Source organism: Kitasatospora nipponensis, assembly GCF_039528135.1.
GTDB classification, from domain to species: Bacteria; Actinomycetota; Actinomycetes; order Streptomycetales; family Streptomycetaceae; genus Kitasatospora; species Kitasatospora nipponensis.
The window spans coordinates 13,255-37,025 of the sequence record NZ_BAAALF010000046.1 but is presented as its reverse complement, the minus strand read 5'-3'; the positions used below and the strand labels follow the sequence as shown (position 1 = coordinate 37,025).

Annotated in this window: 17 protein-coding genes and 2 pseudogenes; 8 read left to right on the top strand and 11 right to left on the bottom strand. The window is 72.9% G+C overall.

Translation table 11 applies throughout. The features are described from left to right. Positions 1 to 46: 46 nt before the first annotated feature. The 5 genes and pseudogenes from ABD323_RS15695 to ABD323_RS15675 form a co-directional block, all read right to left on the bottom strand. The gene (locus ABD323_RS15695; protein ID WP_425556009.1) at positions 47 to 2,509 is read right to left on the bottom strand and encodes a Tex family protein; all 2,463 of its coding nucleotides are present in this window, start codon (positions 2,507 to 2,509) and stop codon (positions 47 to 49) included. A gap of 172 nt (positions 2,510 to 2,681) precedes the next feature. Beyond that, complete coding sequence (locus tag ABD323_RS15690; RefSeq protein WP_344442195.1) at positions 2,682 to 4,388, bottom strand: AMP-binding protein; 1,707 nt, start codon at positions 4,386 to 4,388, stop codon at positions 2,682 to 2,684. A gap of 41 nt (positions 4,389 to 4,429) precedes the next feature. Continuing rightward, on the bottom strand, positions 4,430 to 5,251 hold the full coding sequence (locus ABD323_RS15685) for an SGNH/GDSL hydrolase family protein (protein WP_344442194.1): 822 nt from the start codon (positions 5,249 to 5,251) through the stop codon (positions 4,430 to 4,432). Positions 5,252 to 5,298: 47 nt separating this feature from the next. Further along, on the bottom strand, positions 5,299 to 5,766 hold the full coding sequence (locus ABD323_RS15680; RefSeq protein ID WP_425556007.1) for a GNAT family N-acetyltransferase: 468 nt from the start codon (positions 5,764 to 5,766) through the stop codon (positions 5,299 to 5,301). 296 nt (positions 5,767 to 6,062) lie between these two features. After that, positions 6,063 to 6,413 (bottom strand): annotated as a pseudogene (locus ABD323_RS15675) (winged helix-turn-helix transcriptional regulator); the annotation flags it as partial. A 96-nt stretch (positions 6,414 to 6,509) separates the two neighbouring features. On the opposite strand from ABD323_RS15675, the gene ABD323_RS15670 reads away from it, so the two are divergent. The 4 genes from ABD323_RS15670 (at position 6,510) to ABD323_RS15655 (ending at position 11,669) form a co-directional block, all read left to right on the top strand. Further along, a complete protein-coding gene (locus ABD323_RS15670) occupies positions 6,510 to 7,721 on the top strand; it encodes a pyridoxal phosphate-dependent aminotransferase (RefSeq protein ID WP_344442193.1) in 1,212 nt (403 codons plus the stop codon). Between the two features lie 208 nt (positions 7,722 to 7,929). Then, positions 7,930 to 10,266, top strand: coding sequence for a terpene synthase family protein (locus ABD323_RS15665; protein WP_344442192.1), 2,337 nt, complete (start codon positions 7,930 to 7,932; stop codon positions 10,264 to 10,266). Positions 10,267 to 10,393: 127 nt separating this feature from the next. After that, positions 10,394 to 11,257, top strand: coding sequence for a maleylpyruvate isomerase family mycothiol-dependent enzyme (locus tag ABD323_RS15660; protein WP_344442191.1), 864 nt, complete (start codon positions 10,394 to 10,396; stop codon positions 11,255 to 11,257). A gap of 79 nt (positions 11,258 to 11,336) precedes the next feature. Next, positions 11,337 to 11,669: a YnfA family protein gene (locus ABD323_RS15655; protein ID WP_344442190.1), complete on the top strand. Its 333-nt coding sequence runs from the start codon at positions 11,337 to 11,339 to the stop codon at positions 11,667 to 11,669. Between the two features lie 73 nt (positions 11,670 to 11,742). Here ABD323_RS15655 and ABD323_RS15650 read toward each other — a convergent pair whose 3' ends face one another. Continuing rightward, a complete protein-coding gene (locus ABD323_RS15650; RefSeq protein WP_344442188.1) occupies positions 11,743 to 12,408 on the bottom strand; it encodes a TetR/AcrR family transcriptional regulator in 666 nt (221 codons plus the stop codon). A 115-nt stretch (positions 12,409 to 12,523) separates the two neighbouring features. Here ABD323_RS15650 and ABD323_RS15645 point away from each other — a divergent pair, with 115 nt between their 5' ends. Next, positions 12,524 to 13,000: a peroxiredoxin gene (locus ABD323_RS15645; protein ID WP_344442187.1), complete on the top strand. Its 477-nt coding sequence runs from the start codon at positions 12,524 to 12,526 to the stop codon at positions 12,998 to 13,000. A 293-nt stretch (positions 13,001 to 13,293) separates the two neighbouring features. Here ABD323_RS15645 and ABD323_RS15640 read toward each other — a convergent pair whose 3' ends face one another. From ABD323_RS15640 to ABD323_RS15625, 4 genes are all read right to left on the bottom strand, one after another. Then, positions 13,294 to 13,938 carry an MBL fold metallo-hydrolase gene (locus ABD323_RS15640; RefSeq protein ID WP_344442186.1) on the bottom strand — a complete coding sequence of 215 codons (645 nt, stop codon included), beginning with the start codon at positions 13,936 to 13,938 and terminating at the stop codon, positions 13,294 to 13,296. Continuing rightward, on the bottom strand, positions 13,938 to 15,023 hold the full coding sequence (locus ABD323_RS15635; protein ID WP_344442185.1) for an S-(hydroxymethyl)mycothiol dehydrogenase: 1,086 nt from the start codon (positions 15,021 to 15,023) through the stop codon (positions 13,938 to 13,940). The genes ABD323_RS15640 and ABD323_RS15635 overlap by 1 nt, the downstream gene beginning before the upstream one ends. 224 nt (positions 15,024 to 15,247) lie before the next feature. Beyond that, positions 15,248 to 16,912, bottom strand: coding sequence for a purple acid phosphatase family protein (locus ABD323_RS15630; RefSeq protein WP_344442184.1), 1,665 nt, complete (start codon positions 16,910 to 16,912; stop codon positions 15,248 to 15,250). A gap of 222 nt (positions 16,913 to 17,134) precedes the next feature. Further along, a complete protein-coding gene (locus ABD323_RS15625; RefSeq protein ID WP_344442183.1) occupies positions 17,135 to 18,841 on the bottom strand; it encodes an FAD-binding dehydrogenase in 1,707 nt (568 codons plus the stop codon). Positions 18,842 to 19,128: 287 nt separating this feature from the next. Here ABD323_RS15625 and ABD323_RS15620 point away from each other — a divergent pair, with 287 nt between their 5' ends. The 3 genes and pseudogenes from ABD323_RS15620 to ABD323_RS46015 all read left to right on the top strand — a co-directional run bounded on the left by ABD323_RS15620 (position 19,129) and on the right by ABD323_RS46015 (position 22,450). Further along, a complete protein-coding gene (locus ABD323_RS15620) occupies positions 19,129 to 20,073 on the top strand; it encodes an SGNH/GDSL hydrolase family protein (RefSeq protein ID WP_344442182.1) in 945 nt (314 codons plus the stop codon). 250 nt (positions 20,074 to 20,323) lie between these two features. Next, positions 20,324 to 21,997 (top strand): annotated as a pseudogene (locus tag ABD323_RS15615) (NPCBM/NEW2 domain-containing protein); the annotation flags it as partial. Then, entirely contained in the window at positions 21,989 to 22,450 is a 462-nt protein-coding gene (locus tag ABD323_RS46015; protein ID WP_425556012.1) for an NPCBM/NEW2 domain-containing protein, read from the top strand. The pseudogene ABD323_RS15615 and the gene ABD323_RS46015, both read left to right, overlap by 9 nt. A gap of 36 nt (positions 22,451 to 22,486) precedes the next feature. On the opposite strand, the gene nicT is transcribed toward ABD323_RS46015, so the two are convergent. After that, a complete protein-coding gene (gene nicT / locus ABD323_RS15610; protein WP_344442180.1) occupies positions 22,487 to 23,668 on the bottom strand; it encodes a Nickel transporter NicT in 1,182 nt (393 codons plus the stop codon). Between the last annotated feature and the right edge of the window lie 103 nt (positions 23,669 to 23,771).

Genomic DNA, 23,771 nt, shown 5'->3' with positions numbered 1-23,771 from the left:
GGGGCAGTGGACGTCGAAGGGGCCGACCTCCACTGCCCCGCCCGGACTACCTGCCCAGCCCCGCCCGGCGCAGCGCGTCGGCCATCGCACTGTTGGCGGGCGCGGGCGCGGAACTCGCGCCGCCGCCACCCGACGCGCCGCGCCGGTCCTGCCGCGGCGCCCGCGGCCCGCGCTCGCGGTCCCGGCCGCCACCCCCACGGCCCTCACCGCCCCCGCGACCCTCGGCGCCCCGGCCCTCGCCGCTCCGGCTGCCGCTCTCGCCGCCGCCCTGGCCCGGCCGGCCGGCCACCACCTCGTCGTCCAGCCGCAGGGTCAGCCCGATCCGCTTGCGCTGCACGTCGACCGTCACCACCCGCACCCGCACCACGTCGCCCGGCTTGACCACCTCGCGCGGGTCCTTGACGAACTTGGTGGAGAGCGCCGAGACGTGCACCAGGCCGTCCTGGTGCACGCCCACGTCCACGAAGGCGCCGAAGGCGGCGACGTTGGTCACCACACCCTCCAGCACCATGCCCACCTCCAGGTCGCCGATCTTGTCGACGCCCTCCTTGAAGGTGGCGGTCTTGAACGCCGGCCGCGGGTCGCGGCCGGGCTTGACCAGCTCGCCCAGGATGTCGGTGACGGTCGGGATGCCGAAGGTGTCGTCCGCGAAGTCCGCCGGCCGCAGCGCGCGCAGCGCCGCCGCGTTGCCGACCAGCTCCGGCAGCGTGCCGCCGGTGGTCGCCAGGATCCGCCGCACCACCGGGTAGGCCTCGGGGTGCACCGCGGAGGCGTCCAGCGGGTCGTCGCCGCCGGGGATCCGCAGGAAGCCCGCGCACTGCTCGAAGGCCTTGGGGCCCAGCCGCGCCACGTCCTTGAGCGCGCGGCGGGTGCGGAAGGGGCCGTTGGCGTCGCGGTGCGCCACGATGTTGTCGGCCAGCGTCGCGGTCACCCCCGAGACCCGGGTGAGCAGCGGCGCGGAGGCCGTGTTGACGTCCACCCCGACCGCGTTGACGCAGTCCTCGACCACCGCGTCCAGCGAGCGCGAGAGCTTCACCTCGCTCAGGTCGTGCTGGTACTGGCCGACCCCGATCGACTTGGGGTCGATCTTGACCAGCTCGGCCAGCGGGTCCTGCAGCCGGCGCGCGATGGAGACCGCGCCGCGGATCGAGACGTTGAGGTCCGGCAGTTCCTGCGAGGCGAAGGCGGAGGCGGAGTAGACCGAGGCGCCGGCCTCGGAGACCATCGCCTTGGTGAGCTTCAGCTCCGGGTGGCGCTTGATCAGGTCCTCGGCCAGCTTGTCGGTCTCGCGCGAGGCCGTGCCGTTGCCGATCGCGACCAGGTCCACCGAGTGCCGGGCGGCCAGCTCGGCGAGGGTGGCGATCGAGGCGTCCCACTTGTTGGCCGGCTGGTGCGGGTAGATGGTGTCGTGCGCGAGCACCTTGCCGGTGGCGTCCACCACCGCGACCTTCACCCCCGTGCGGAAGCCCGGGTCCAGGCCCATGGTGGCCCGGGTGCCGGCCGGCGCGGCGAGCAGCAGGTCGCGCAGGTTGGCGGCGAAGACCCGCACCGCCTCGTCCTCCGCCTCCTGGCGCAGCCGGGTGCGCAGGTCGATGCCCAGGCGCACCAGGATCCGGGTCCGCCAGGCCCACCGGACGGTGTCGCCGAGCCACTTGTCGCCCGGGCGGCCGTGGTCGGCGACCCCGAAGCGGGCCGCGATGCGCTGCTCGTAGTCGCTGGGGCCGGGCAGGTCGGCGCTCTGCTCGCCGTCCTCGGGAGAGAGGTCGAGGTCGAGCACCTCCTCCTTCTCACCGCGCAGCAGGGCCAGGATGCGGTGCGAGGGCAGCCGGGTGTAGGGCTCGGCGAAGTCGAAGTAGTCGGCGAACTTGGCGCCCTCCTGCTCCTTGCCGGCCCGCACGGTGGCCACCACCCGCCCGCGGGTCCACATCCGCTCGCGCAGCGAGCCGATCAGGTCGGCGTCCTCGGCGAAGCGCTCCACCAGGATCGAGCGGGCGCCCTCCAGCGCGGCCGCGGCGTCGGCCACCGACTCGCCCAGGAAGCCGCCCGCCACGGTGGCCGGGTCCTGCGAGGGGTCGGCCAGCAGCTGCTCGGCCAGCGGCTCCAGCCCCGCCTCGCGGGCGATCTGCGCCTTGGTGCGCCGCTTGGGCTTGAACGGCAGGTAGATGTCCTCCAGCCGGGCCTTGGAGTCGGCGGCCAGGATCTGCGCGCGCAGCGCGTCGTCCAGCTTGCCCTGGGCCTCGATCGACTCCAGGACGGCGGTGCGGCGCTCCTCCAACTCCCGCAGGTAGCGCAGCCGCTCCTCCAGGGTGCGCAGCTGGGCGTCGTCCAGCTCGCCGGTGACCTCCTTGCGGTACCGGGCGATGAACGGCACGGTCGAGCCGCCGTCGAGCAGCTCGACGGCCGCCTTCACCTGTCCCTCGCGGACCCCGAGTTCCTCGGCGATCCGCCGCCCGACTGCCCGTTCGGCTGCCGCTGCTGCCTGTGCTGCCCGTTCGGCTGGCGTGGTCACGAAGCCGGTCACCTTCTCCAGAGTTGCCCTGCACGTACGCTCTGCATTCTGGCAGCTCCCCGCGACATCGCTCCGCGCGCCGCGCACCGGCCCGGCCGCCGCCCGGCCGCCCGGGCCCGCGCGAGCGGTCCGCGCGGGCGCCCTGCGCTCGGCGCGGCGCTCGGCCCTGCGCTCAGCCCTCGCTGCGCAGTTCGGGGAACTGGTCGTCGCGCCACTCGGTGGCCAGCGGGCCGGCGGCCCGTTCCTCGCGGGTCCGCAGCTCGATCCGGCGGATCTTGCCGGAGACGGTCTTGGGCAGCTCGTAGAACTCCAGCCGGCGCACCCGCAGGTACGGTGCCAGGTGCTGCCGGGCGTGCCGCAGGATCGCCAGCGCGGTGGCCCGGTCCGGCGCCCAGCCGGGCGCCAGCGCCACGTACGCCTTGGGCACCGCGAGCCGGGTGGGGTCCGGCGCGGGCACCACCGCCGCCTCGGCCACCGCCGGGTGCTCGATCAGCACGCTCTCCAGCTCGAAGGGCGAGATCTTGTAGTCGGAGGCCTTGAAGACGTCGTCGGTGCGGCCGATGTAGCTGATGTAGCCCTGCGCGTCGCGGCTGGCCACGTCGCCGGTGCGGTAGTAACCGCCCGCCGTCACCTCGGCGTTGCGCTCGGGGTCGCCCAGGTAGCCGGTCATCAGGTTGAGCGGGCGCGGTGAGAGGTCCAGGCAGATCTCGCCCTCCTCGGCCGGCCGGCCGCTCACCGGGTCGACCAGCACCACCGGCACGCCGGGCAGCGGGCGGCCCATCGAACCGGGCTTGACCACCGAGCCGGGGGTGTTGCCGATCAGCAGGGTGGTCTCGGTCTGCCCGAAGCCGTCGCGGATGGTCAGCCCCCAGTGCCGCTCGATCTGGGTGATCACCTCGGGGTTGAGCGGCTCGCCGGCCGCGACCAGCTCGCGCAGCGTGCCGGGGCCGCCCGACAGGTCGCTCTGGATGAGCATCCGCCAGACCGTGGGCGGGGCGCAGAAGGTGGTGACCTCGGCCCGGCGCAGCTGTGCGAGCAGGGCGGCGGCGTCGAAGCGGGTGTAGTTGTGGACGAAGATCGTCGCCTCGGCGATCCACGGCGCGAAGAAGCAGCTCCAGGCGTGCTTGGCCCAGCCCGGCGAGCTGATGTTGAGGTGCACGTCCCCCGGGCGCAGCCCGATCCAGTACAGCGTGCTGAGGTGGCCCACCGGGTAGGAGACCTGGGTGTGCTCGACCATCTTGGGCCGGCTGGTGGTGCCGGAGGTGAAGTAGACCAGCAGCGGGTCCTCGACCGAGGTCACGGCGGTGAACGGCGCGGGGTCCGCCAGCCGGTAGGCCTCCCGGTAGGGCGCCCAGCCGGCCACGTCCTGCCCGCCGACCACGCTGCGGGTGTACGAGCCGGGCACCGCCTCGAACTTGGCGGTGTCGGCGGCGTTGGCCAGCACGTGCGCGGCGCCCGAGCGCTCGATCCGGTCGGCCAGGTCGGCCGGGCCCAGCGCGGCGGTGGTCGGCATGATCACCGCGCCCAGCTTCATCACCGCCAGCATCGACTCCCAGAGCTCGACCTGGTTGCCGAGCATCAGCAGCACCCGGTCGCCCGCCCGCACCCCGCGGCCGGCCAGCCAGTGCGCCACCTGGTCCGAGCGGTGGGCCAGTTCGGCGTAGCTGTACTTCGCCTCCCGGCCGTCCTCCTCGACGATCCACAACGCGGTGCGCGCGTTGTCGCGCGCGATCGCGTCGAACCAGTCGACGGCCCAGTTGAAGGTGCCCTCCAGGGCGGGCCAGGCGAACCGGCGCAGGCTCTCGCCGTGCTCGGTGCGCAGGCCCAGCAGCAGGTCACGGGCGGCGCGGTACTGCTCGGTGGCGGTGGTGCTGGTCACGGCGGCTCCTCGGCAGGCGATCGGGGCCGATCATAGGGACTTCAGCCCCGGTAGGGCAGCAGCTCCGCGCGCTTGGGTGCCCGCCCGTCGCCCGACGAGCGGCCGGTGATCCGGCGCACCAGCCAGGGACCGACGTGGAGGCGCAGCCAGCGCAGGTCCGCCCGCGCCGCGGCCCACCGCCCGGGCGCGGCCAGCGGCGGCAGCTCGGCGCGCCAGTCGAAGGACGCCGGGCGGCCCAGCGCCTGCAGCACCGCCTCGGCGACCCGGCGGTGGCCCTCCGGCGACAGGTGCAGCCGGTCCTCGGCCCAGAGCCGGCGGTCGTCGAAGCAGCCGACCGGGAAGAGGTCGACCACGACCACCCGCGGGTGCTCACCGAGTCGCTCCACGAAGGCCCGCAGCCGGTGGATGGCCGGCAGCAGACGGGCGCTGCCGGCCATCCGGCGGGTCGGGTCGGTGCTGCTGAAGAGCACCACGGTGGCGCCGGTTGCGAGCAGCCGCTCGACCGCCGCGCCCAGCTGCGCCTCGACGTCCTCGATCACGCAGCCGGGTCGCAGCACGTCGTTCAGTCCGCCGGCCAGGGTCACCAGCTCGCCGCCCAGGGCCACGGCGGGCGCCAGCTGCTCGGCGCAGATCTGCCCGATCAGCTTGCCGCGCACCGCGAGGTTGGCGTACCGGAAGTCGGCCGGCGCGAAGGCCGCCGCCGCCGTGCCGGCCGCCCTGCGGGCCAGCGCGGCGGCGAGACGGTCGGCCCAGCCGCGGAACTGGCCGTCAGGCAGCAGCTCGTCGCACATGCCCTCGGTGAACGAGTCACCGACGGCGACGTAACTGCCGAAGCGCGCGGGGGTACGGGTGGTCTGGTCCATAGCTCCCCGATGCTACTCGCCGGTCACCTGCGCCTCCCAGCCGGCTCTCAGCCGGCCTGCGGCCGCCAGACCAGGCGCACGTCCGGCTCCCGCTCCTCGTTGCCGCTGCCGTCGGTGCGCTCCGCCTCGGTGAAGCCGTGCCGCCGGTAGAAGCGCTGGGCCGGGCCGTTGACCTGGAAGGTCCACAGCTCCAGACCCTGCGGCCGCTGCCGCTTGGCCAGCTCCACCAGCGCGTCGCCCACGCCCTGGCCACGCCGCTGCGGCTCCAGGTAGAGCTGGTCGAGCGATCCCTCGTCCAGCACCAGCAGGCCGATCACCTCGCCCTCGGGCGTGGCGGCGAGCCAGGTCTCCAGCCGCGGCACGACGACGTGGCGGAACCAGTCGTGCACCTGCTCGTCGGTGTGCGCGCGGCGCACCTCGGGCAGGGCGCTGGTGAAGGAGCGCAGGTAGAGCGCGGCGAGGGCGTCGGCGTCCCGGTCGGTGGCGCGGCGCAGTTCGGTGTCGGTGATCGTCACGCTCGCACTATGCGCGGCCACGGGGGATTCGCCAACCGGATTTCCGCCCGGTCCCCGCCGGGCCCCGCCGGCGACGGGTCGACCCGGGGCCGGCGGGCTTCCCTCCCGACGGCCCCGAGCACCCGCGACGGCCGCGGGGCGCGAGGCTCCCGCCGCCGTCCGTCCTCGGGGTGGTCGGCCCGTCAGCCGCCCACCGTCACGCCGGCCGCCGTCGCACCGGCCGCCGTCACGCCCGCCGCGTCGGTGGGTGCCGCCTCGGCGGTGGCGCCCGCGGCCTCCGCCGGGGCCGCCGTCACCCAGTGCCCGCGCACCGCGTCGGTCGGCCGCTGCTCGCCGAGCGCGCCCAGGCCCCACGCGCCGAGCGCCGCGATCACCACGCGCAGCTCGTCCCCGCGCCCGGTGAGCTGGTAGACGGTGGCGTTGGCCGGCCGCTCCAGCCGGCGCCGCTCGACCAGCCCCTCCGCCTCGAGCTGCTTGAGCCGAGCCGCCAGGATGTCCGTGCTGACCCCGGGCAGGTCGGCGTGCAGGTCGGTGTACCGGCGCGGCCCGCCCAGGAGCTCACGGACGATCAGGAGGCTCCAGCGCTCCCCCACCGCGTCCAGGGCCCGGGCGATCGCGCAGTACTGGTCGTAGCTTCGGCGTGACATGGCATCAGCATAACCAAAAGGTTGGACTTTCCAAGTGCTTACTTGGTAGAACAAAGCTTGCAGGTTGACGGTGGTGGCGAGGCCGGGAGGCAGCACATGGAGTTTCGGCAGTCCAGCAAGCTCGCAGGTGTCTGCTACGAGATCCGCGGCCCGGTGGTCGACCAGGCGAACGCCCTGGAGGAGGCCGGCCACAGCGTGCTGCGGCTGAACACCGGCAACCCGGCCCCGTTCGGCTTCGAGGCGCCCGAGGAGATCCTCCAGGACATCATCCGCAACCTGCCCACCGCGCACGGCTACAGCGACTCGCGCGGCATCCTGCCCGCCCGCCGCGCGGTCGTGCAGTACTACCAGCAGCGCGGCGTCGCGGGCGTCACCGTCAACGACGTGTACCTCGGCAACGGCGCCTCCGAGCTGATCCAGATGGCCGTGCAGGCCCTGGTGGACGACGGCGACGAGGTGCTCGTCCCGGCCCCCGACTTCCCGCTGTGGACCGCCGTGGTACGGCTGGCCGGCGGCAAGGCGGTGCACTACCTCTGCGACGAGGAGGCCGAGTGGTACCCGGACCTCGCGGACATCGCGGCGAAGATCACCGACCGGACCAAGGCCATCGTCGTCATCAACCCCAACAACCCCACCGGCGCGGTCTACCCGAAGGAACTCCTGGAGGGGATCCTCGAACTGGCCCGGCGGCACGGCCTGATGGTGCTGGCCGACGAGATCTACGACAAGATCCTCTACGACGGCGTCGAGCACCACTGCCTGGCCGCGCTCGCCGACGACGTGGTCACCCTCACCTTCAACGGGCTCTCCAAGGCCTACCGGGTGGCCGGGTTCCGCAGCGGCTGGCTGGTGGTCACCGGCCCCAAGCAGGACGCCAGGGACTACCTGGAGGGCCTGACCATGCTGGCCGGCATGCGGCTGTGCCCCAACGTGCCGGCCCAGTACGCGGTGCAGGCCGCGCTCGGCGGCCACCAGTCCATCCACGACCTCACCCTGCCCGCCGGCCGGCTCACCGAGCAGCGCGACGTCACCTGGCGCGCCCTCAACGAGATCCCGGGGGTGAGCTGCGTCAAGCCCAAGGGCGCGCTGTACGCCTTCGCCAGGCTCGACCCGGCGGTGCACCCGATCAAGGACGACGAGCGGTTCGTGCTGGACCTGCTGCTGCGCGAGAAGATCCACATCGTCCAGGGCACCGGCTTCAACTGGCCGCGCCCGGACCACTTCCGGTTCGTGACCCTGCCGCGGGCCGACGACCTGGAGACCGCGATCAACCGGATCGGCCGCTTCCTGGCCACCTACCGCCAGTAGCCCGCCCGTGGCCCTCCCGTAGCCCGCACGCCGCGGGCCCGCCACCGCTTCTCCGTTTCTTCACCCCAAAGATCACGTGCGCGCCGGCCCCCACGCCTCCCCCGCGCTGCCACGCGCGTCTTACCGGCCGCCGGTCCGCTCCCGACACTGGGGATGATCGGCGGCCCGGCCACGGCCCGCCCGGCTCGCGGCCCATGGGGGGAACCACGTGACGCAACCCTTCGTCCTGCCCGACTTCTACCTGCCGCACCCCGCCCGGCTCAACCCGCACCTGGAGTCCGCCCGGTCGCACACCCGCGACTGGGCCCGTGGCATGGGCATGTTGGAGGGCTCCGGCATCTGGGACCTCCAGGACCTGGAGGACCACGACTACGCACTGCTCTGCGCCTACACCCACCCCGACTGCGACAGTGCCGCGCTGGACCTGGTCGCCGACTGGTACGTCTGGGTGTTCTTCTTCGACGACCACTTCCTGGACACCTTCAAACGCCTCGGCGACCGGGCCGGCGGCAAGGCCTACCTGGACCGGCTGCCGGCCTTCATGCCGATGGACCTGGCCGACGGCTTCCCGGAACCGACCAACCCGGTGGAGGCCGGGCTCGCCGACCTCTGGGCCCGCACCGTGCCCGCCATGTCACTGGACTGGCGGGCCAGGTTCGCCGAGAGCACCCGGCACCTGCTCAACGAGTCCGACTGGGAAATCGCCAACATGAACATCCACCGGATCCCCAACCCGGTGGAGTACATCGAGATGCGCCGCAAGGTCGGCGGCGCGCCCTGGTCGGCCGGCCTGATCGAGTACGCGGCCCGGGCCGAGGTGCCCGCCGCCGTCGCCGGCAGCCGGCCGCTGCGGGTGCTGCGGGACGCCTTCGCCGACGGCGTCCACCTGCGCAACGACCTCTTCTCGTACGAGCGCGAGACCCGGGACGAGGGCGAGCTGAGCAACGGCGTGCTGGTCCTGGAGCACTTCCTGGGCTACGAGACCCAGCAGGCCGCCGACGCGGTCAACGACCTGCTCACCTCCCGGCTGCACCAGTTCGAGAACACCGCGCTGACCGAACTGCCGCCGCTCTTCGCCGAGCACGCGCTGGGCCCCGACGAGATCGCCCGGGTGCTGGCGTACACCAAGGGGCTGCAGGACTGGCAGTCCGGCGGGCACGAGTGGCACCTGCGCTCCAGCCGCTACATGAACGACCGCGCCGACCGGGACGGCGGCGCGGGCGCCCCCGCGGGCGGCGAGCTCGGCCGGTTCTCGACGGTCCCGGTCGGGCTCGGCACCTCGGCCGCCGACCTGCGCCGCACCCTGGACCTGCCGGGCCTGTCGGGCCTGCTGCGCGGCTTCAGCCACGTCCCGTACCAGCAGGTCGGCCCGCTGCCGGTACCGGAGTTCACGCTGCCCGTCGCCCCGCGGCTGAGCCCGCACCTGGACGCGGCCCGGCGCACCTCCGGCGAGTGGGCACGCGCCATGGGGTACCTGGACGTGGTCCCGGGCGTGCCCGACTCCGGGGTCTGGAGCGAGCGGCAGCTCAAGGCCTACGACCTCGCGCTCTGCTCGGCCGGGATCGGGCCGGACGCCTCCCCCGAGGCACTGGACCTGTCGGCCCGGTGGCTGATCTGGGGCACCTACGCGGACGACTGGTTCCCGCTCGCCTTCGGCCACCCGGGCAACGTGCCCGGCGCGCAGGCCTGCGTCGAGCGACTCGCCCGCTTCATGCCGCTCCAGGACCCGAGCGCCGGCCCACCGCCGGCCACCGCGCTGGAGCGCGGCCTGGCCGACCTCTGGGAACGGACCGCCCGGCCGATGCCGCCCGCCGCACGCCAGACCTTCCGGGAGGCCGTCGAGGTCATGCTGGAGAGCTGGGTCTGGGAGGTGCGGAACACCGCCCAGCACCGGATCCCCGACCCCATCGACTACATCGAGATGCGCCGGCACACCTTCGGCTCCGAACTCACCACCGGCCTCATCCGGTTCGCCCACCAGCGGGAGGCGCCGGCCGCGGTCTTCGAGTCCGGCCCGATGCGCGCGCTGGAGAACGCGGTGAGCGACTACGCCTGCCTGATCAACGACTTCTTCTCCTACCAGAAGGAGATCCAGTTCGAGGGCGAGCTGCACAACGCGATCCTGGTGGTGCAGTCCTTCCTGGACTGCGACACCACCCGCGCCGCCGCCGTGGTCCAGGACCTGATGGCCTCCCGGATGCGCCAGATCGAGCACCTGACGACCCACGAACTCCCGGTGCTCTACGACGACTTCGACCTCAGCCCGAGCCAGCGCAGGGAGCTCGACGAGTACGTCGCGGACCTCTACAACTGGATCAGCGGCATCTACGTCTGGCACCGGGACTGCGACCGTTACCGGGAGGACGCGCTGGAGTACCAGCCCGCCGCCCACCACCACCGGCTCGCCACCGCGGCCCGTGGCGCCGGCACCCTGCGCCGGCCCGCCGGCCCACCCACCGGCCCGCTGCCGACTCCCGGCCCCGGCGGCCTGGGCACCTCGGCGGCCCGGATCGCCGCCCTGCTCGCCCCGCTGGGCCACCGCTGACGGGACGCCCGCCGACCGGACCCCTCTCGACCCGCCCGCCGTCCTCGGTGGGCGGGTCGAGGCGCGTCAGGGCGGGTTAGGCTTCGGCGCCGGTTCACCCGCCCAGCACGCCAGGAGGCGCACCACCATGACCGCAGCCGAGCTCCCCGACCACGCCGCGCGCCCGGTCGACCACCGCCCGGTCGACCACCGCGCGGCCGTGGCCGCCCAGACCGCCGTGTTCGTGGCGGCGGTCGAGAAGGCCGATCCGACGACCCCGGTGCCGACCTGCCCCGGCTGGACGCTGGCCGACCTGGTCAAGCACGCCGGCAGCGTGCAGCGCTGGTTCTCGGTGCTGCTGCGCCGGCGGAGCCAGCAGCCGCCGACCAGCCGCGAGGTGGACCTGCAGCTGCCGGACGCACCGCAGGACTACCCCGGCTGGCTGGCCGCCAGCGCCCTGGAGGCCGCCGACGCCTTCGCGGGCACCGACCCGGACGCCCCGATGTGGGCCTGGGGCGCCGACCAGCACGCCCGGTTCTGGGCCCGCCGGATGCTCTTCGAGACGCTGGTGCACCGCGTGGACGCGGAGCTGGCGCTCGGGCTGGAGCCGGTGATCGACCGCGACCTCGCCGTCGACGGGCTGGACGAGTTCCTGGTCAACCTGCCGTTCGCGACGCTCTTCCGCCCCGAGGTGGGCGAGCTGCGCGGCCAGGACGAGACCATCCGCTTCCGCTGCACCGACGGGCCCGAGAGCTGGCTGGTCCGGCTGCGCCCCGACGGCTTCGCGCTGGAGGCGGCCGGCGCCGCGGCGACCGGCGCCGGGGCTGCCGACTCCGGGGCGACCGGCGCCGGGGCTGCCGACTCCGGGACGGTCGCCGACGCGAGCGTCCAGGGGGCGGCCGCCGACCTCCTGCTGCTCGTCTACGGGCGCCTGGAGCGGACCGCGCCCGTGCTGGCGACCGAGGGGGACCAGGACCTGCTCACCCGCTGGTTCACCCACTCGGCGTTCTGACCGACCCCCGGCCGGCCCCGGCACGCGATCGGCCCCGGCGCCGACCGGCCCGCCGGGGTGCGGCCCTACGCTGGCCGCCATGACCGTGCTGCGCTCCGTCGCCCTCTTCGCCCTCGCCGCCGTCGCCGAGATCGGCGGATGCTGGCTGATCTGGCAGAGCGTGCGCGAGTCCCGGCCGTGGTGGCTGGCCGGGGTCGGCGTGGTGGTGCTGGGCGGGTACGGGTTCGTCGCCGCGCTGCAACCGGACAGCCACTTCGGCCGGGTGCTCGCGGCCTACGGCGGGGTCTTCGTGGCCGGCTCGCTGCTCTGGGGCGTCCTGGTCGACGGCTTCCGGCCGACCCGCTACGACCTCGCCGGCGCCGCGATCTGCCTGGCCGGTGTAGCGGTGATCATGTACGGCCCGCGCCGCTGACCCCTCGCCCGCCGGTGCGCGACCGCGCCGCACCGCGCCCTGCCGGCGCGGGCCCGGCTCAGCCCGACCGGCGCTAGCCGACCAGTTCGGCGACCGCGGCCGCCAGTCGGTCGGCCACCACCGCCGGGTCACCGAGCGCGGCGCCCACCATCGCGCCGTCGCGCAGCAGGACCACGATGTCGGCTCGCCGCTCCGGCTCCGGCACCCCGGCGTCGCCGAGCAGTCGCACCAACGCCCCCCGCAGCCACGCCCGGTGTTCCGTGATCGCCTGCGAGACGGGATGCTCGGGGTCGGGGTACTCGGCGGAGGCGTTGATGAACGGGCAGCCCCGGAAACCCGGTCCGCACATCTCCTGGCCCAGCCGGGTCACCAGCAGCGGCAGTAGCCGAGCCGCCGTCAACCCGGGCACCGCCTGCGCCAACTCCGCCCGGATCCGCTGGTCCCACTCCTGGATGTAACAGCGGACCAGGTCCTCCTTGCCCGGGAAGTGCCGGTAGAAGGTGGCCCGGGTGACACCCGCCTCGGTGACGATGCGGTCCACGCCGACCGTGTGGATCCCCTCGGTGTAGAACAGCCGGGTGGCCGTGGCCAGCACCCGCGCCTTGGCGGGCAGCGCGGCGACGGACGCCGAAACGGCGGAGGACGGGCCGGCGCCGGCGGACGACGCGGTGGCGACGGTGGAGGATGGGGTGGCGGGTGACGAGCCGGCGTTGGCCGGGGCGGCGGCAGACGTACTCACGCTCTCGACCGTACTCCACCGCGTGCACGCGTCACGCTGGCGCCGAGCCAGCGAAACGGGCTAGCATGCGAGCAGAACGAACGTTCTGTCTCCCTGGACTCACAGAGGATCCCCGATGGCCAAGTCTCCCGAGGTCGGCTCCCCCGCACCCGACTTCACCCTGCCCGGCCTGCTGCTCACCGAGGGCTCACCCGAGTTCCACGACTACCGCCTCGCCGACGCCAAGGGACACCCGCTGGTGCTGGTCTTCTACCCGGGCGACGACACGGCCGTCTGCACCAAGCAGCTCTGCTCGTACACCTCGGACCTGGACCGCTTCAAGGACCTGGGGGCGACGGTCTGGGGCATCAGCCCGCAGGGGCTGGAGAGCCACGAGGCGTTCGCCCGCAAGCACCGGCTCGGCTTCCCGCTGCTCGCCGACACCGACCGCACGGTGGCCAAGGCGTTCGGGATCGCCGTCCCCGGCCTGGGACTGCGCCGCTCGGTGTTCATCCTGGACGCCACGGGCGCGGTGCGCTGGAAGCACGTGGCGCTGGCCGGACTGACGTTCCAGCACAGTGACACGCTGGCGGAGCAGCTCGCGGCGCTGTGAGGCGGCGGCGGTGACGCCGTCGGCCGTCCGACGGCGGGCGTCTGGCATCGGTGATCCGGCCGCGGTTATCTGACACCGGTCACCTGACATCGGCCAACCGACACCTGTCATCCGGTGTCGGTTATCTGACGTCGAGCTGACGGATGACAGATTTCAGATTCTGTCATCCGTCAGCCGGCGGCGGTCATCCAACAACGGTCAGCCGACACCGGTCACCCGTCATCAGCCGCCCGATCGACGGCCGCCCCGCACCCCCCACACCCGACGCCCCGCACCCGCACTCGCCCCCGCCCTCAGTGCCCGCGCGCGATCCACTCCGCCAGCTGCGGTGCCTCCTGGCCGATCGTCGTGGTGGGCCCGTGCCCGGTGTGCACCACGGTCTGCGGCGGCAGGTCGAGCAGCCGGTCGCGAATCGAGTCGATGATGGTCGGGAAGTCCGAGAACGACCGCCCGGTGGCACCCGGCCCGCCCTGGAAGAGCGTGTCCCCGGTGAAGACCGCCTCCAGCGCCGGCACGTAGATGCTCACGCCACCCGGGCTGTGCCCGGGCGTGTGCCGCACGTGCAGGTAGAGGCCGCCGACGGTGATCCGCTGACCGTCCCTCAGCTCCTCGTCCGGCTGGTCACCGGGGTGCGCCTGCTTCCACAGCGGCAGGTCCGCCGGGTGCAGCATGATCGGCGCACCGGTCAGCGCCGCCAGCGCGGGGGCCGCGTTGACGTGGTCGTTGTGCGCGTGGGTGCAGATGATCGCCAGCACCCGGCGGTCGCCGACCGCCGCCGCGATGGCCGGCGCGTCGTGCGCCGGGTCGATCACCACCGCGTCCCGGTCGTTCGCGATGATCCAGACGTTGTTCTCCACCTCCCAGCTGCCACCGTCCAGTTCGAAGGTGCCGGCGGTGACGAGGTGCTCGATCTCGGGCTCGGGGGGCAGCACGTGCATCAGAACACCACCACCGAACGGAGCACGTCGCCGTCGTGCATCCGGGCGAACGCCTGCTCGACGTCGTCCAGCGCGATGGTCTCGGTGACGAAGGCGTCCAGGTCGAGCCGGCCCTGGAGGTACAGGTCGATCAGCATCGGGAAGTCCCGCGAGGGCAGGCAGTCGCCGTACCAGGAGGACTTCAGCGCGCCGCCCCGCCCGAAGACGTCCAGCAGCGGCAGTTCCAGCGTCATCTCCGGCGTCGGCACGCCGACCAGCACCACGGTGCCGGCCAGGTCGCGGGCGTAGAACGCCTGCCGGTACGTCTCGGGGCGGCCGACCGCCTCGATCACCACGTCCGCGCCGTTCCCACCGGTCAGCGCCCGGATCTCCTCGACCGGGTCACCGCTGGAGGAGTCGACGGTGTGGGTGGCGCCGAGCCCCCGCGCCGTGACGAGCTTGCGCGGGTCGATGTCCACCGCGATGATCTTCGCCGCGCCGGCCAGCCGGGCGCCGACCACCGCCGCGTTGCCGACCCCGCCGCAGCCGATCACCGCGACGGTGTCGCCGCGGCCCACGCCGCCGGTGTTGATCGCCGCACCGAGGCCCGCCATCACGCCGCAGCCCAGCAGGCCGGCCGCGGCCGGCGAGGCCGCCGGGTCCACCTTGGTGCACTGTCCGGCCGCCACCAGGGTCTTCTCGGCGAAGGCGCCGATCCCCAGCGCGGGCGAGAGCTCGGTGCCGTCCAGCAGCGTCATCTTCTGCTTGGCGTTGTGGGTGGCGAAGCAGTACTGCGGCCGGCCGCGCCGACAGGAGCGGCACTGCCCGCAGACGGCACGCCAGTTGAGGATCACGAAGTCACCGGGGGCGACGTCCTCGACGCCCTCGCCGACGCTCTCCACCACACCGGCGGCCTCGTGCCCGAGCAGGAACGGGAAGTCGTCGTTGATCCCGCCCTCCCGGTAGTGCAGGTCGGTGTGGCAGACGCCGCAGGCCTGGACCTTGACCACCGCCTCCCCCGGTCCCGGGTCGGGTACGACGATCGTCTCCACCTGAACCGGCTCGCCCTTGCCTCGGGCGATGACGCCCCTGACCTGCTGTGACATACGGCCCTGACCTTTCCTCGACGGACCCGGGAGCCGAACGGCCCCCGGGTGATTGTCTCCCGGTCAGCCGCCCGCGACTCCCCTCCACCCGCATCCACGCGCGGGAACGCCGTGAGCCCCCGGGGAGAGGTGCTCCCAGGGGGCTCGCGGTGCGACGTCCGTCCGTCAGCGGCCGTCGCCGGTCGGGCACGACCGAGCACCCCGCGGGCGCCCGGCCACCGGGGCTACCAGCCCCAGCCGCCGCCCTGGCCGTCGTCGTCCGTGGTGCTGTCCCAGCCCTCGCCGACCTTGCGCACGATGGTGTAGTGGTCGATCTGCTGGCCGGTCTCGGTCAGCGCGGTGACCTTCATCGAGGACTTCTGGCCCAGGTGCGCCGGGGTCACGTCGACCTTGATGAACGAGTAGCCGAGGTAGCGCACGCGCGACCACTCGACCGTCTCGGTGACCTTCTGCTGGCCCTTGACGAAGTGGTAGGTGTTCACCTCGTCCACGCGGTTCTCGTGCCCCTCGTACGTCTGCGGCGAGTCGAACGAGTAGATGCTGCGACCGGCGGCACCCGCGGTCACGTAGACCACGCCGTCCTTGGCCGGCTCCAGGGTGGCGCCGCTGGGGATCGCCTTGGAGACCTTGTTGCCGAGGATCGCGTCGGTGCGCTCGTAGACGTGGTTGTGACCGTTGATCACGAGGTCCACGCGGTACTTCTCGAACAGCGGCACCCAGGCGTCGCGCACGCCGCCGTCGGAGGCGTGCTGGTGCGTGGTGGAGAAGGCGCAGTGGTGGAAGAAGACCACGACGAAGTCGATGGTCTCGTCGTTGCGGAAGTCCTTGAGGGTGCGGTCCAGCCACTTGGTCTGACGACCGGCGGTGATGCCGAGGTTGGCCGGGATCTCGTAGGACACGTCGTTGGCGTCCAGCGAGATGACACCGACGTTGCTGTAGCGGAAGGAGTACACGCCGGGGGCGACGCGCTTGTCCGGGCCGTTGTCCGGCAGGAACCAGCGCGCGTCCTCGCCGCCGTAGCCGTTCGGCGAGTACCAGGCCTCCATGTCGTGGTTGCCGTAGGCGACCATCCACGGGACCTTGGCGGCGACGGCCTCGGTCTGCACCAGGAACGCGTCCCAGGTGGTGGCCTTGAAGTCGGCCTTGTCGGCGTCCAGGCCCTGGCCGTCCGGGTCCGCGTAGCAGATGTCACCGGCGTGCAGGTGGAACTTGGGGTTCTGGGCCAGGATGACGTTGTCGTTGTTGGCCGCGTGGGCGCTGACGCCCTGGTCACCGAAGGCGGTGAAGGTGAACGGGTCGTAGACCTTGCCCCAGCGGTGGTCGCGCGAGGCGGCCGTGGTGAAGGTGCCGAGCGCGGAGATCGCCTGCTGGGCGGCCGGGTCGAAGCCCTGGTGGCCGACGCCGTAGTAGTACGTGGTGTCGGGGTGCAGGTCCTCGAGCGCGACGTGCACGTAGTACTGGTCGACCGGGCTCTGCCCGGGCACCAGCGCCGGCGTGTGCAGCGCGCGGATCTCGGCCTCGACCTTGTGGCTCAGGTCCCAGGGGGTCTTGCCGTAGCGCAGGAACGGCTTCTTGACCGGGACCGGCACCTGCCAGGAGACGCGGAACTGGGTGTCCGGCTCGGGGCCGAACGCGAGGTGGCGGCCGACCGGGATGACCTTGGACCCGTCGACGGCCGACGCGGCGTCACCCAGCAGCGTGGGGCTGGTCGGCGCGGCGTACGCCGTGCCGGTGCCGAGCGCGCCGCCGACGGCGAGGGCGCCCACCGTGATCGCGCTGGTGCGCAGCACACTGCGGCGGGAGAGCCGGCTGCGCAGGTACTCGTGCTGCTCGGCCATGTTCATGCGGTTGGCGAGCTTCTCGGGCACGCCCATGCGTGGGATATCCATGGCGGGGACTCTCCCAGGAGTGGAAGGCCATTCGGCGGACGGTCGGTGAACGCGCGTAGACGAGTCGGTTGCCGGAAGCGCCCCTACCTGCGAAGACCGCTCCGTACGCCGACGGCCAGTCAGGCGGAAACCTGACATGTCCTCATACCCCCTTGACAGCGCGCGGACAGCCCTCCCCTCCTCCGCGGCTCGACCGGGCCGCGAGCCCCACCCCCCAGGCCGTCACGCGGTGGCCGCGGCGGCCGCGCGGCCGGCCGTCCGCCCGGAGAAGAGGCAGCCGCCCAGGAAGGTCCCCTCCAGCGAGCGGTAGCCGTGCATCCCGCCGCCGCCGAACCCCGCCGCCTCGCCGGCCGCGTACACCCCCTCCAGCACCTCGCCGTCCGCCCGCAGCACCCGGCCCGCGAGGTCGGTCTCCAGCCCGCCGAGCGACTTGCGGGTCAGCACGTGCAGGCGCACCGCGATCAGCGGTCCGGCCTTCGGGTCCAGCAGCCGGTGCGGCGCGGCGGTGCGGATCAGCCTGTCGCCCAGGTAGCGGCGGGCCGCGCGGACGGCCGCCAGTTGCAGGTCCTTGCCGAAGGGGTTGGCCAACTCGCGGTCCCGGGCCTCGATCTCGCGCCGCAGCGCGGCCTCCTCCAGCACCGGCACGCCCCCGCCCGTCTCCGGTCCGCCCGCCTCACCCGCGTCGCCGGCGTGCTGGGCGGTCAGCTCGTTCATCCCACGCACCAGGTCGGCCAGCCGGTCGGCGACCACGAAGTCCGCGCCGTGCCGCTTGAACGCCTCCACCGGCGCGGTGGCGCCGGGCAGCGCCCGGGCGAGCACCTGGCGAATGCTGCGGCCGGTCAGATCCGGGTTCTGTTCCGAGCCGGAGAGCGCGAACTCCTTTTCGATGATCTTCTGAGTGAGTACGAACCATGTGTGCTCGTGGCCCGTCCGCATGATGTGTTCCAGCGTGCCCAGCGTGTCGAATCCGGGAAAGAGCGGGACGGGCAGCCGCCGCCCGCGCGCGTCCAGCCAGAGCGAGGAGGGGCCGGGCAGGATCCGGATGCCGTGCCGAGCCCAGATCGGGTCCCAGTTCTCGATGCCCTCGGTGTAGTGCCACATCCGGTCGCCGTTGATCAGGTGGCCCCCGGCCGCGCCGGTCACCCCCAGCATCAGCCCGTCGACGTGCGCCGGCACCCCGCTGAGCAGCCGGGCCGGCGGGGTGCCGAGCCGCTCCGGCCAGGCCGCGCGGACCAGGTCGTGGTTGCCGCCGATGCCGCCGGAGGTGACCACCACGGCCTGCGCGCGCAGCTCGAAGGCGCCCGCCACCTCGCGCGAGGAGGCGCGCCCGCGCTCGACGTCGTCGGCCACCAGCACCTCGCCGCTGACGGTGTCGACGGCCCCGGCGCTGGCGCCCAGCGCGGTGACCCGGTGCCGGAACCGCAGCTCGACCAGGCCCTTGGCCACCGCCGCCCGCACCCGCCGGGCGAACGGCTCGACCAGGCCGGGCCCGGTGCCCCAGACGATGTGGAAGCGCGGCACCGAGTTGCCCGGGCCGCCGGCGTCCAGCCCCCCGCGCTCGGCCCAGCCGACCACCGGGAAGAACCGCACGCCCATCGCGCGCAGCCAGGCCCGCTTCTCACCGGCGGCGAAGTCCAGGTAGGCGTCGGCCCACCGGCGCGGCCAGAGGTCCTCGGCGCGGTCGAAGCCGGCCGTGCCCCGCCAGTCCTGCCGGGCCAGGTCGAGGCTGTCGCGGATCCGCATCCGGCGCTGCTCGGGCGAGTCGACCAGGAAGAGGCCGCCGAAGGACCAGTGCGCCTGACCGCCCAGCGAGGCCGCCCCTTCCTGGTCGAGCAGGATCACCCGCCGCCCGGCGTCGGCCAGTTCGGCGGTGGCGGCCAGTCCCGCGAGTCCCGCTCCGATCACGATGACGTCGGCGTCGAATGCCATGCGGGGGTCCTCCAGGGGCGGCCGTCGGGTGCGTCGATCCTGCGTCCTGGCGATCGGGGCGTCAACCGGCGGGCGCCGGTGCGCCGGGCGGCGCTCGGCCCTCGACCGGAAGGGTGAACTCATCGGTGGGACCACGAATTCCGCTCCATTGCGACGCGAAATTCGGAGCGCAATTCACGGTGCCGATTCCGTAGACGCTTCGGAAACCTGACGGTAACTTACCTGTCAGTAGCAGCCGCGGCCGTGCCCCCACCCACCCTTCTCGTTTCTCTCCCCCAGGAGGAACCGTGCTCCGCCCTGCCCGCACGCTCCGCCCTGCCGCGAAACTCCTCGGCAGCCTGCTCCTCGCCACCTCACTGGTCTCGCTGGGTACCGGCTCGGCCGGCGCCGCCACCGGCACCACCGGTGCCTACGTGGCGCTCGGCGACTCCTACTCCGCGGGGGCCGGCGTGCCCGGCCAGTCGGCCGGCCTGTGCCTGCGCTCGGACCACAACTACGGCCACCTGGTGTCCGCCGCGCTCGGCAGCGCCTCCTACACCGACGCCACCTGTTCGGCCGCGCGGATCCAGGACCTCTCCAGCGCCCAGTACGACGCGGTCTTCCGGGTCAACGACCCGCAGCTGGACGCCCTGTCCGGCGACACCCAACTGGTGACGCTGGGGATCGGCGGCAACGACCTGGGCGGCTCCAGCCTGGGCATCGGCGAGGTGATCGCCACCTGCATCGCGGGCGCGGTGGTCAACCCGGCCGGCACCCCCTGCCACGACGTGTACGGGCACGGGCACTGGTCCTGGAGCTGGTCCTCCTTCAGCTGGAGCTGGAGCTACGGCGACGACACCCTGGTGGACCGGATCGACGCGGCCGCGCCCCGGCTCGCCGACGCCCTGCAGCAGATCCACGCCCGCGCGCCGCACGCCAAGGTGCTGCTGGTCGGCTACCCCTCGGTGCTGCCCGCCGACGCCTCGACCTGCGCGGGCCGCCAGCCGGTCACCGTCGGCGACGTGGCCTACCTGCACGGGATCCTCGGGCAGCTGAACGGCATGCTGGCGGCGACCGCGGCCGCCAACGGCGCCACCTACGTGGACACCCAGACCCCGACCCAGGGACACGACGCCTGCTCGGACGACCGGTGGATCGAGGGTGCGCTGCCCGGCTCCCCCGCCGTCCCGTTCCACCCCAACGCCACCGGCGAGCGGGCCATGGCGAACGCCGTGCTGGCGAAGCTGCGCTGACCGACCGCCGGCGGCCGGCGGCAGCCGAGGACCCACCCGAGAGCGGGGCGCGACCACACCGGTCGCGCCCCGCTCCGTCGCGTCCGCGCCACACCGCCGCACCTACCCGCTCCGACGTCCGGTTTCGCACAGAATCAAACAAGATCGTTCATGAATGGACGTCAGATCCCTTGACATGCACCGGAACGCGCACTGTCATATGTGATGTTCCGTTTGATTGCGTCCTGTTCCGTCGCTACCGGAGGTTCCCTTGCGTCCGATCCGCAGAGCCCCCCATCGCCGTCTCGGCGCGCTCTGTACCGCCCTGTCCCTCTTCGCCGGCGGTGGCGCCGCCGTCGTCGGGCTCCAACTGGCCACCGCCCCGGCCGCCATGGCCGTGGACAACGGCATCGACCTGGCCCCGCAGATGGGCTTCAACAACTGGAACTCCACCCACTGCGGCTCCCAGTTCAACGAGGCGATGGTCAAGGGCATCGCCGACCTCTTCGTCAGCAAGGGCCTCAAGGCGGCCGGTTACCAGTACGTCAACCTCGACGACTGCTGGGCCCTGCCCAACCGCGACGCCGCCGGCAACCTGGTGGCCGACCCGGTCCGCTTCCCCGACGGCATCAAGGCGCTGGCCGACTACGTCCACGCCAAGGGCCTGAAGTTCGGGCTCTACTCCAGCGCCGGCACCCACACCTGCGACGTGCAGGGCTTCCCCGGCGGCCTGGGTCACGAGCAGCAGGACGCCGACCTCTGGGCCTCCTGGGGCGTGGACTACCTCAAGTACGACAACTGCAACAACCAGGGCGTCGACGCCCAGAGCCGCTACAAGGCGATGGGCGACGCGCTCAAGAAGACCGGCCGCCCGATCCTGTACAGCATCTGCGAGTGGGGCTCCACCCAGCCGTGGAGCTGGGCGCCCTCGGTCGGCAACTCCTGGCGCACCACGGGTGACATCAGCGACAACTGGCAGAGCATGATCGCCATCGCGCACGCCAACCAGGGCCTGTCGACCTACGCCCAGCCCGGCGCCTGGAACGACCCCGACATGCTGGAGGTCGGCAACGGCGGGATGACCGGCACCGAGTACCAGACGCACTTCAGCCTCTGGTCCGAGATGGCCGCCCCGCTGATGATCGGCACCGACCTGCGCACAGCGCAGCAGCAGACCTTCGACATCCTGACCAACACCGACGTCATCGCGGTCGACCAGGACCCGCTCGGCAAGCAGGGCTCGGTGGTCTCCAGCGCGAACGGCCTGGTGGTGATGTCCAAGCCGCTGGCCGACGGCAGCCGCGCGGTCACCCTCACCAACGAGGGTTCGTACGACGCCACCGTCTCCACCACCGTGCAGACCCTGGGCATCGGCGGCGCGAGCTCGTACCGGGTCAAGGACCTGTGGTCCAAGGCGACGAGCACCACCACCGGGACCCTCAGCGCCACCGTCCCCGGGCACGGCACCGCGATGTTCAAGGTCACCCCGAGCTCGCCGGTCCCGCCGCCCACCGGCATGAACTACGTCAGCGACCTGCCCTTCGCCGCGCAGGCCAACGCCTGGGGCCCCATCGAGCGCGACCGCAGCAACGGCGACTGGGCCGCCGGTGACGGCCGCCGGCTGAGCATCCGCGGCACCTCCTACGCCAAGGGCCTGGGCACCAACGCGGCCAGCAGCGTCAGCATCAACCTCGGCGGCGCCTGCAAGAACCTGGTCACCGACGTGGGCGTGGACGACGAGACCGGCGGGCAGGGCTCGGTCGACTTCCAGGTCTACAGGGACGACACCCTGGTCGCCGACAGCGGCCGGGTCACCGGCACCAGCGCGGTCCAGCACCTGACCGCCGACCTGACCGGCGCGAGCACCCTGCGCCTGGTGGTCACCGACGCCGGTGACGGCACCAGCTGGGACCACGCCGACTGGGCGGGCGCCCGGATCGCCTGCGGCAACGGTCCCGCCGCCGGCACCCACCAGCTCTCCGACCTGACCTGGTCCTCGGCCGGCAACGGCTGGGGTCCGGTGGAGAAGGACATGAGCAACGGCGACAACGGGCTCGCCGACGGCCAGACCCTCAGCATCCGCGGCACCACCTACGCCAAGGGCCTGGGCACCAACGCGGCCAGTGAGATCGTCTACTACCTCGGCGGCGCCTGCACCTCGCTGAGCACCACGGTGGGCGTGGACGACGAGACGTACGGCCGGGGCACGGTCGACTTCCAGATCTACAAGGACGCCACCAAGGTCGCCGACAGCGGCCTGCTCACCGGCACCGGCCCCGGCGCGCACCTGACCGCCGACCTGACCGGCGCGATGGAGCTGCACCTGGTGGTGACCGACGGCGGCGACGGCAACAACAGCGACCACGCCGACTGGGCCGCTCCGGTGCTGACCTGCTGATCAGGTAGTCGCACCCACCGGCGCGGTGGTGGCGGGCTACTCGCCCTCCGCCACCGCGCCCTGCGTCGCCACCGCGCCCACCGCGGCGCCCACGCCCGCGGCGCCCACCGCCCCGGCCCGCAGACCGGCGGACCACTTCTGCTCCACCTTGCCGAACTTCCAGAACGCCATCGCCGCCGCCCAGGTGGCCACGAAGAGCCCCACGATCGCGAAGCCGACGTTGTTGAGGTCCAGCGAGCCGATCCAGCCCAGCGGCCCGGTGGTGACGTCCAGCTGGTCGGCCAGCAGCGAGGCCAGCTCGATCACGCCGATCACCAGCGCCACCAGCACCGACAGACCGGTCACCGTGAGGTTGTAGTAGATCTTGCGGACCGGCTGGGAGAACGCCCACTCGTAGGCGAAGTTCATGAACGAGCCGTCGATGGTGTCCAGCAGGCTCATCCCCGCCGCGAAGAGCACCGGCAGCACCAGCAGCGCGTACCAGGGCAGCGAGAAGGCCGCCGCACCGCCGGCCAGCACCAGCAGCGAGACCTCGGTGGCGGTGTCGAAGCCCAGCCCGAAGAGCAGGCCCACCGGGTACATGTGCCAGGACTTGGTGACCGCCCGGGTGACCCGGCCCAGGATCCGGTTGAGGAAACCGCGCTTGTCCAGCTGCTCCTCCAGCTCCGCCTCGTCGAACTGCCCCTCGCGCATCTTGCGGAAGACCCGCAGGATGCCGTTGAAGGCCCCCAGGTTGACCAGCCCGATCAGCACCAGGAAGACCCCGGAGACGCTGGTGCCCACCAGCGAGGTGGTCCGGTGCAGCGAGGAGTCGTCGGACTCGACGGCGCCGGCCAGCGAGCGGATCCCGAAGGCGAGCAGCGCGCAGAGGCCGAAGACGATCGAGGAGTGGCCGAGCGAGAACCAGAAGCCCACCGAGAGCGGCCGCTTGCCCTGGCCCATCAGCTTGCGGGTGGTGTTGTCGATGGCCGCGATGTGGTCGGCGTCGAAGGCGTGCCGCATGCCCAGGGTGTAGGCGGTCAGGCCCATGCCGGCGCCGAAGACCTCGTGGCCCATGGTGTAGTGCCGGGGCGCGATCACCGCCAGCAGGGTGAACCAGCCGACCACGTGCAGGGCGAGCACGAAGCCGCCCATGCCGGCCAGCCGCAGCCACTCGTCCCGGGTGAGCCGGGCGGTCCACCGGGGTCGGGCGGGGGTGGTGACTGGCACGCTGCTCATCGGCGGCGACCTCATCTCGGATGCTGGAACGTGCGGAGTGCTGCGGAACCGGTCCATCGTTCCCTCTCACCCCCCGCACTTGCAAGCTGTTCGCAACTGGGTA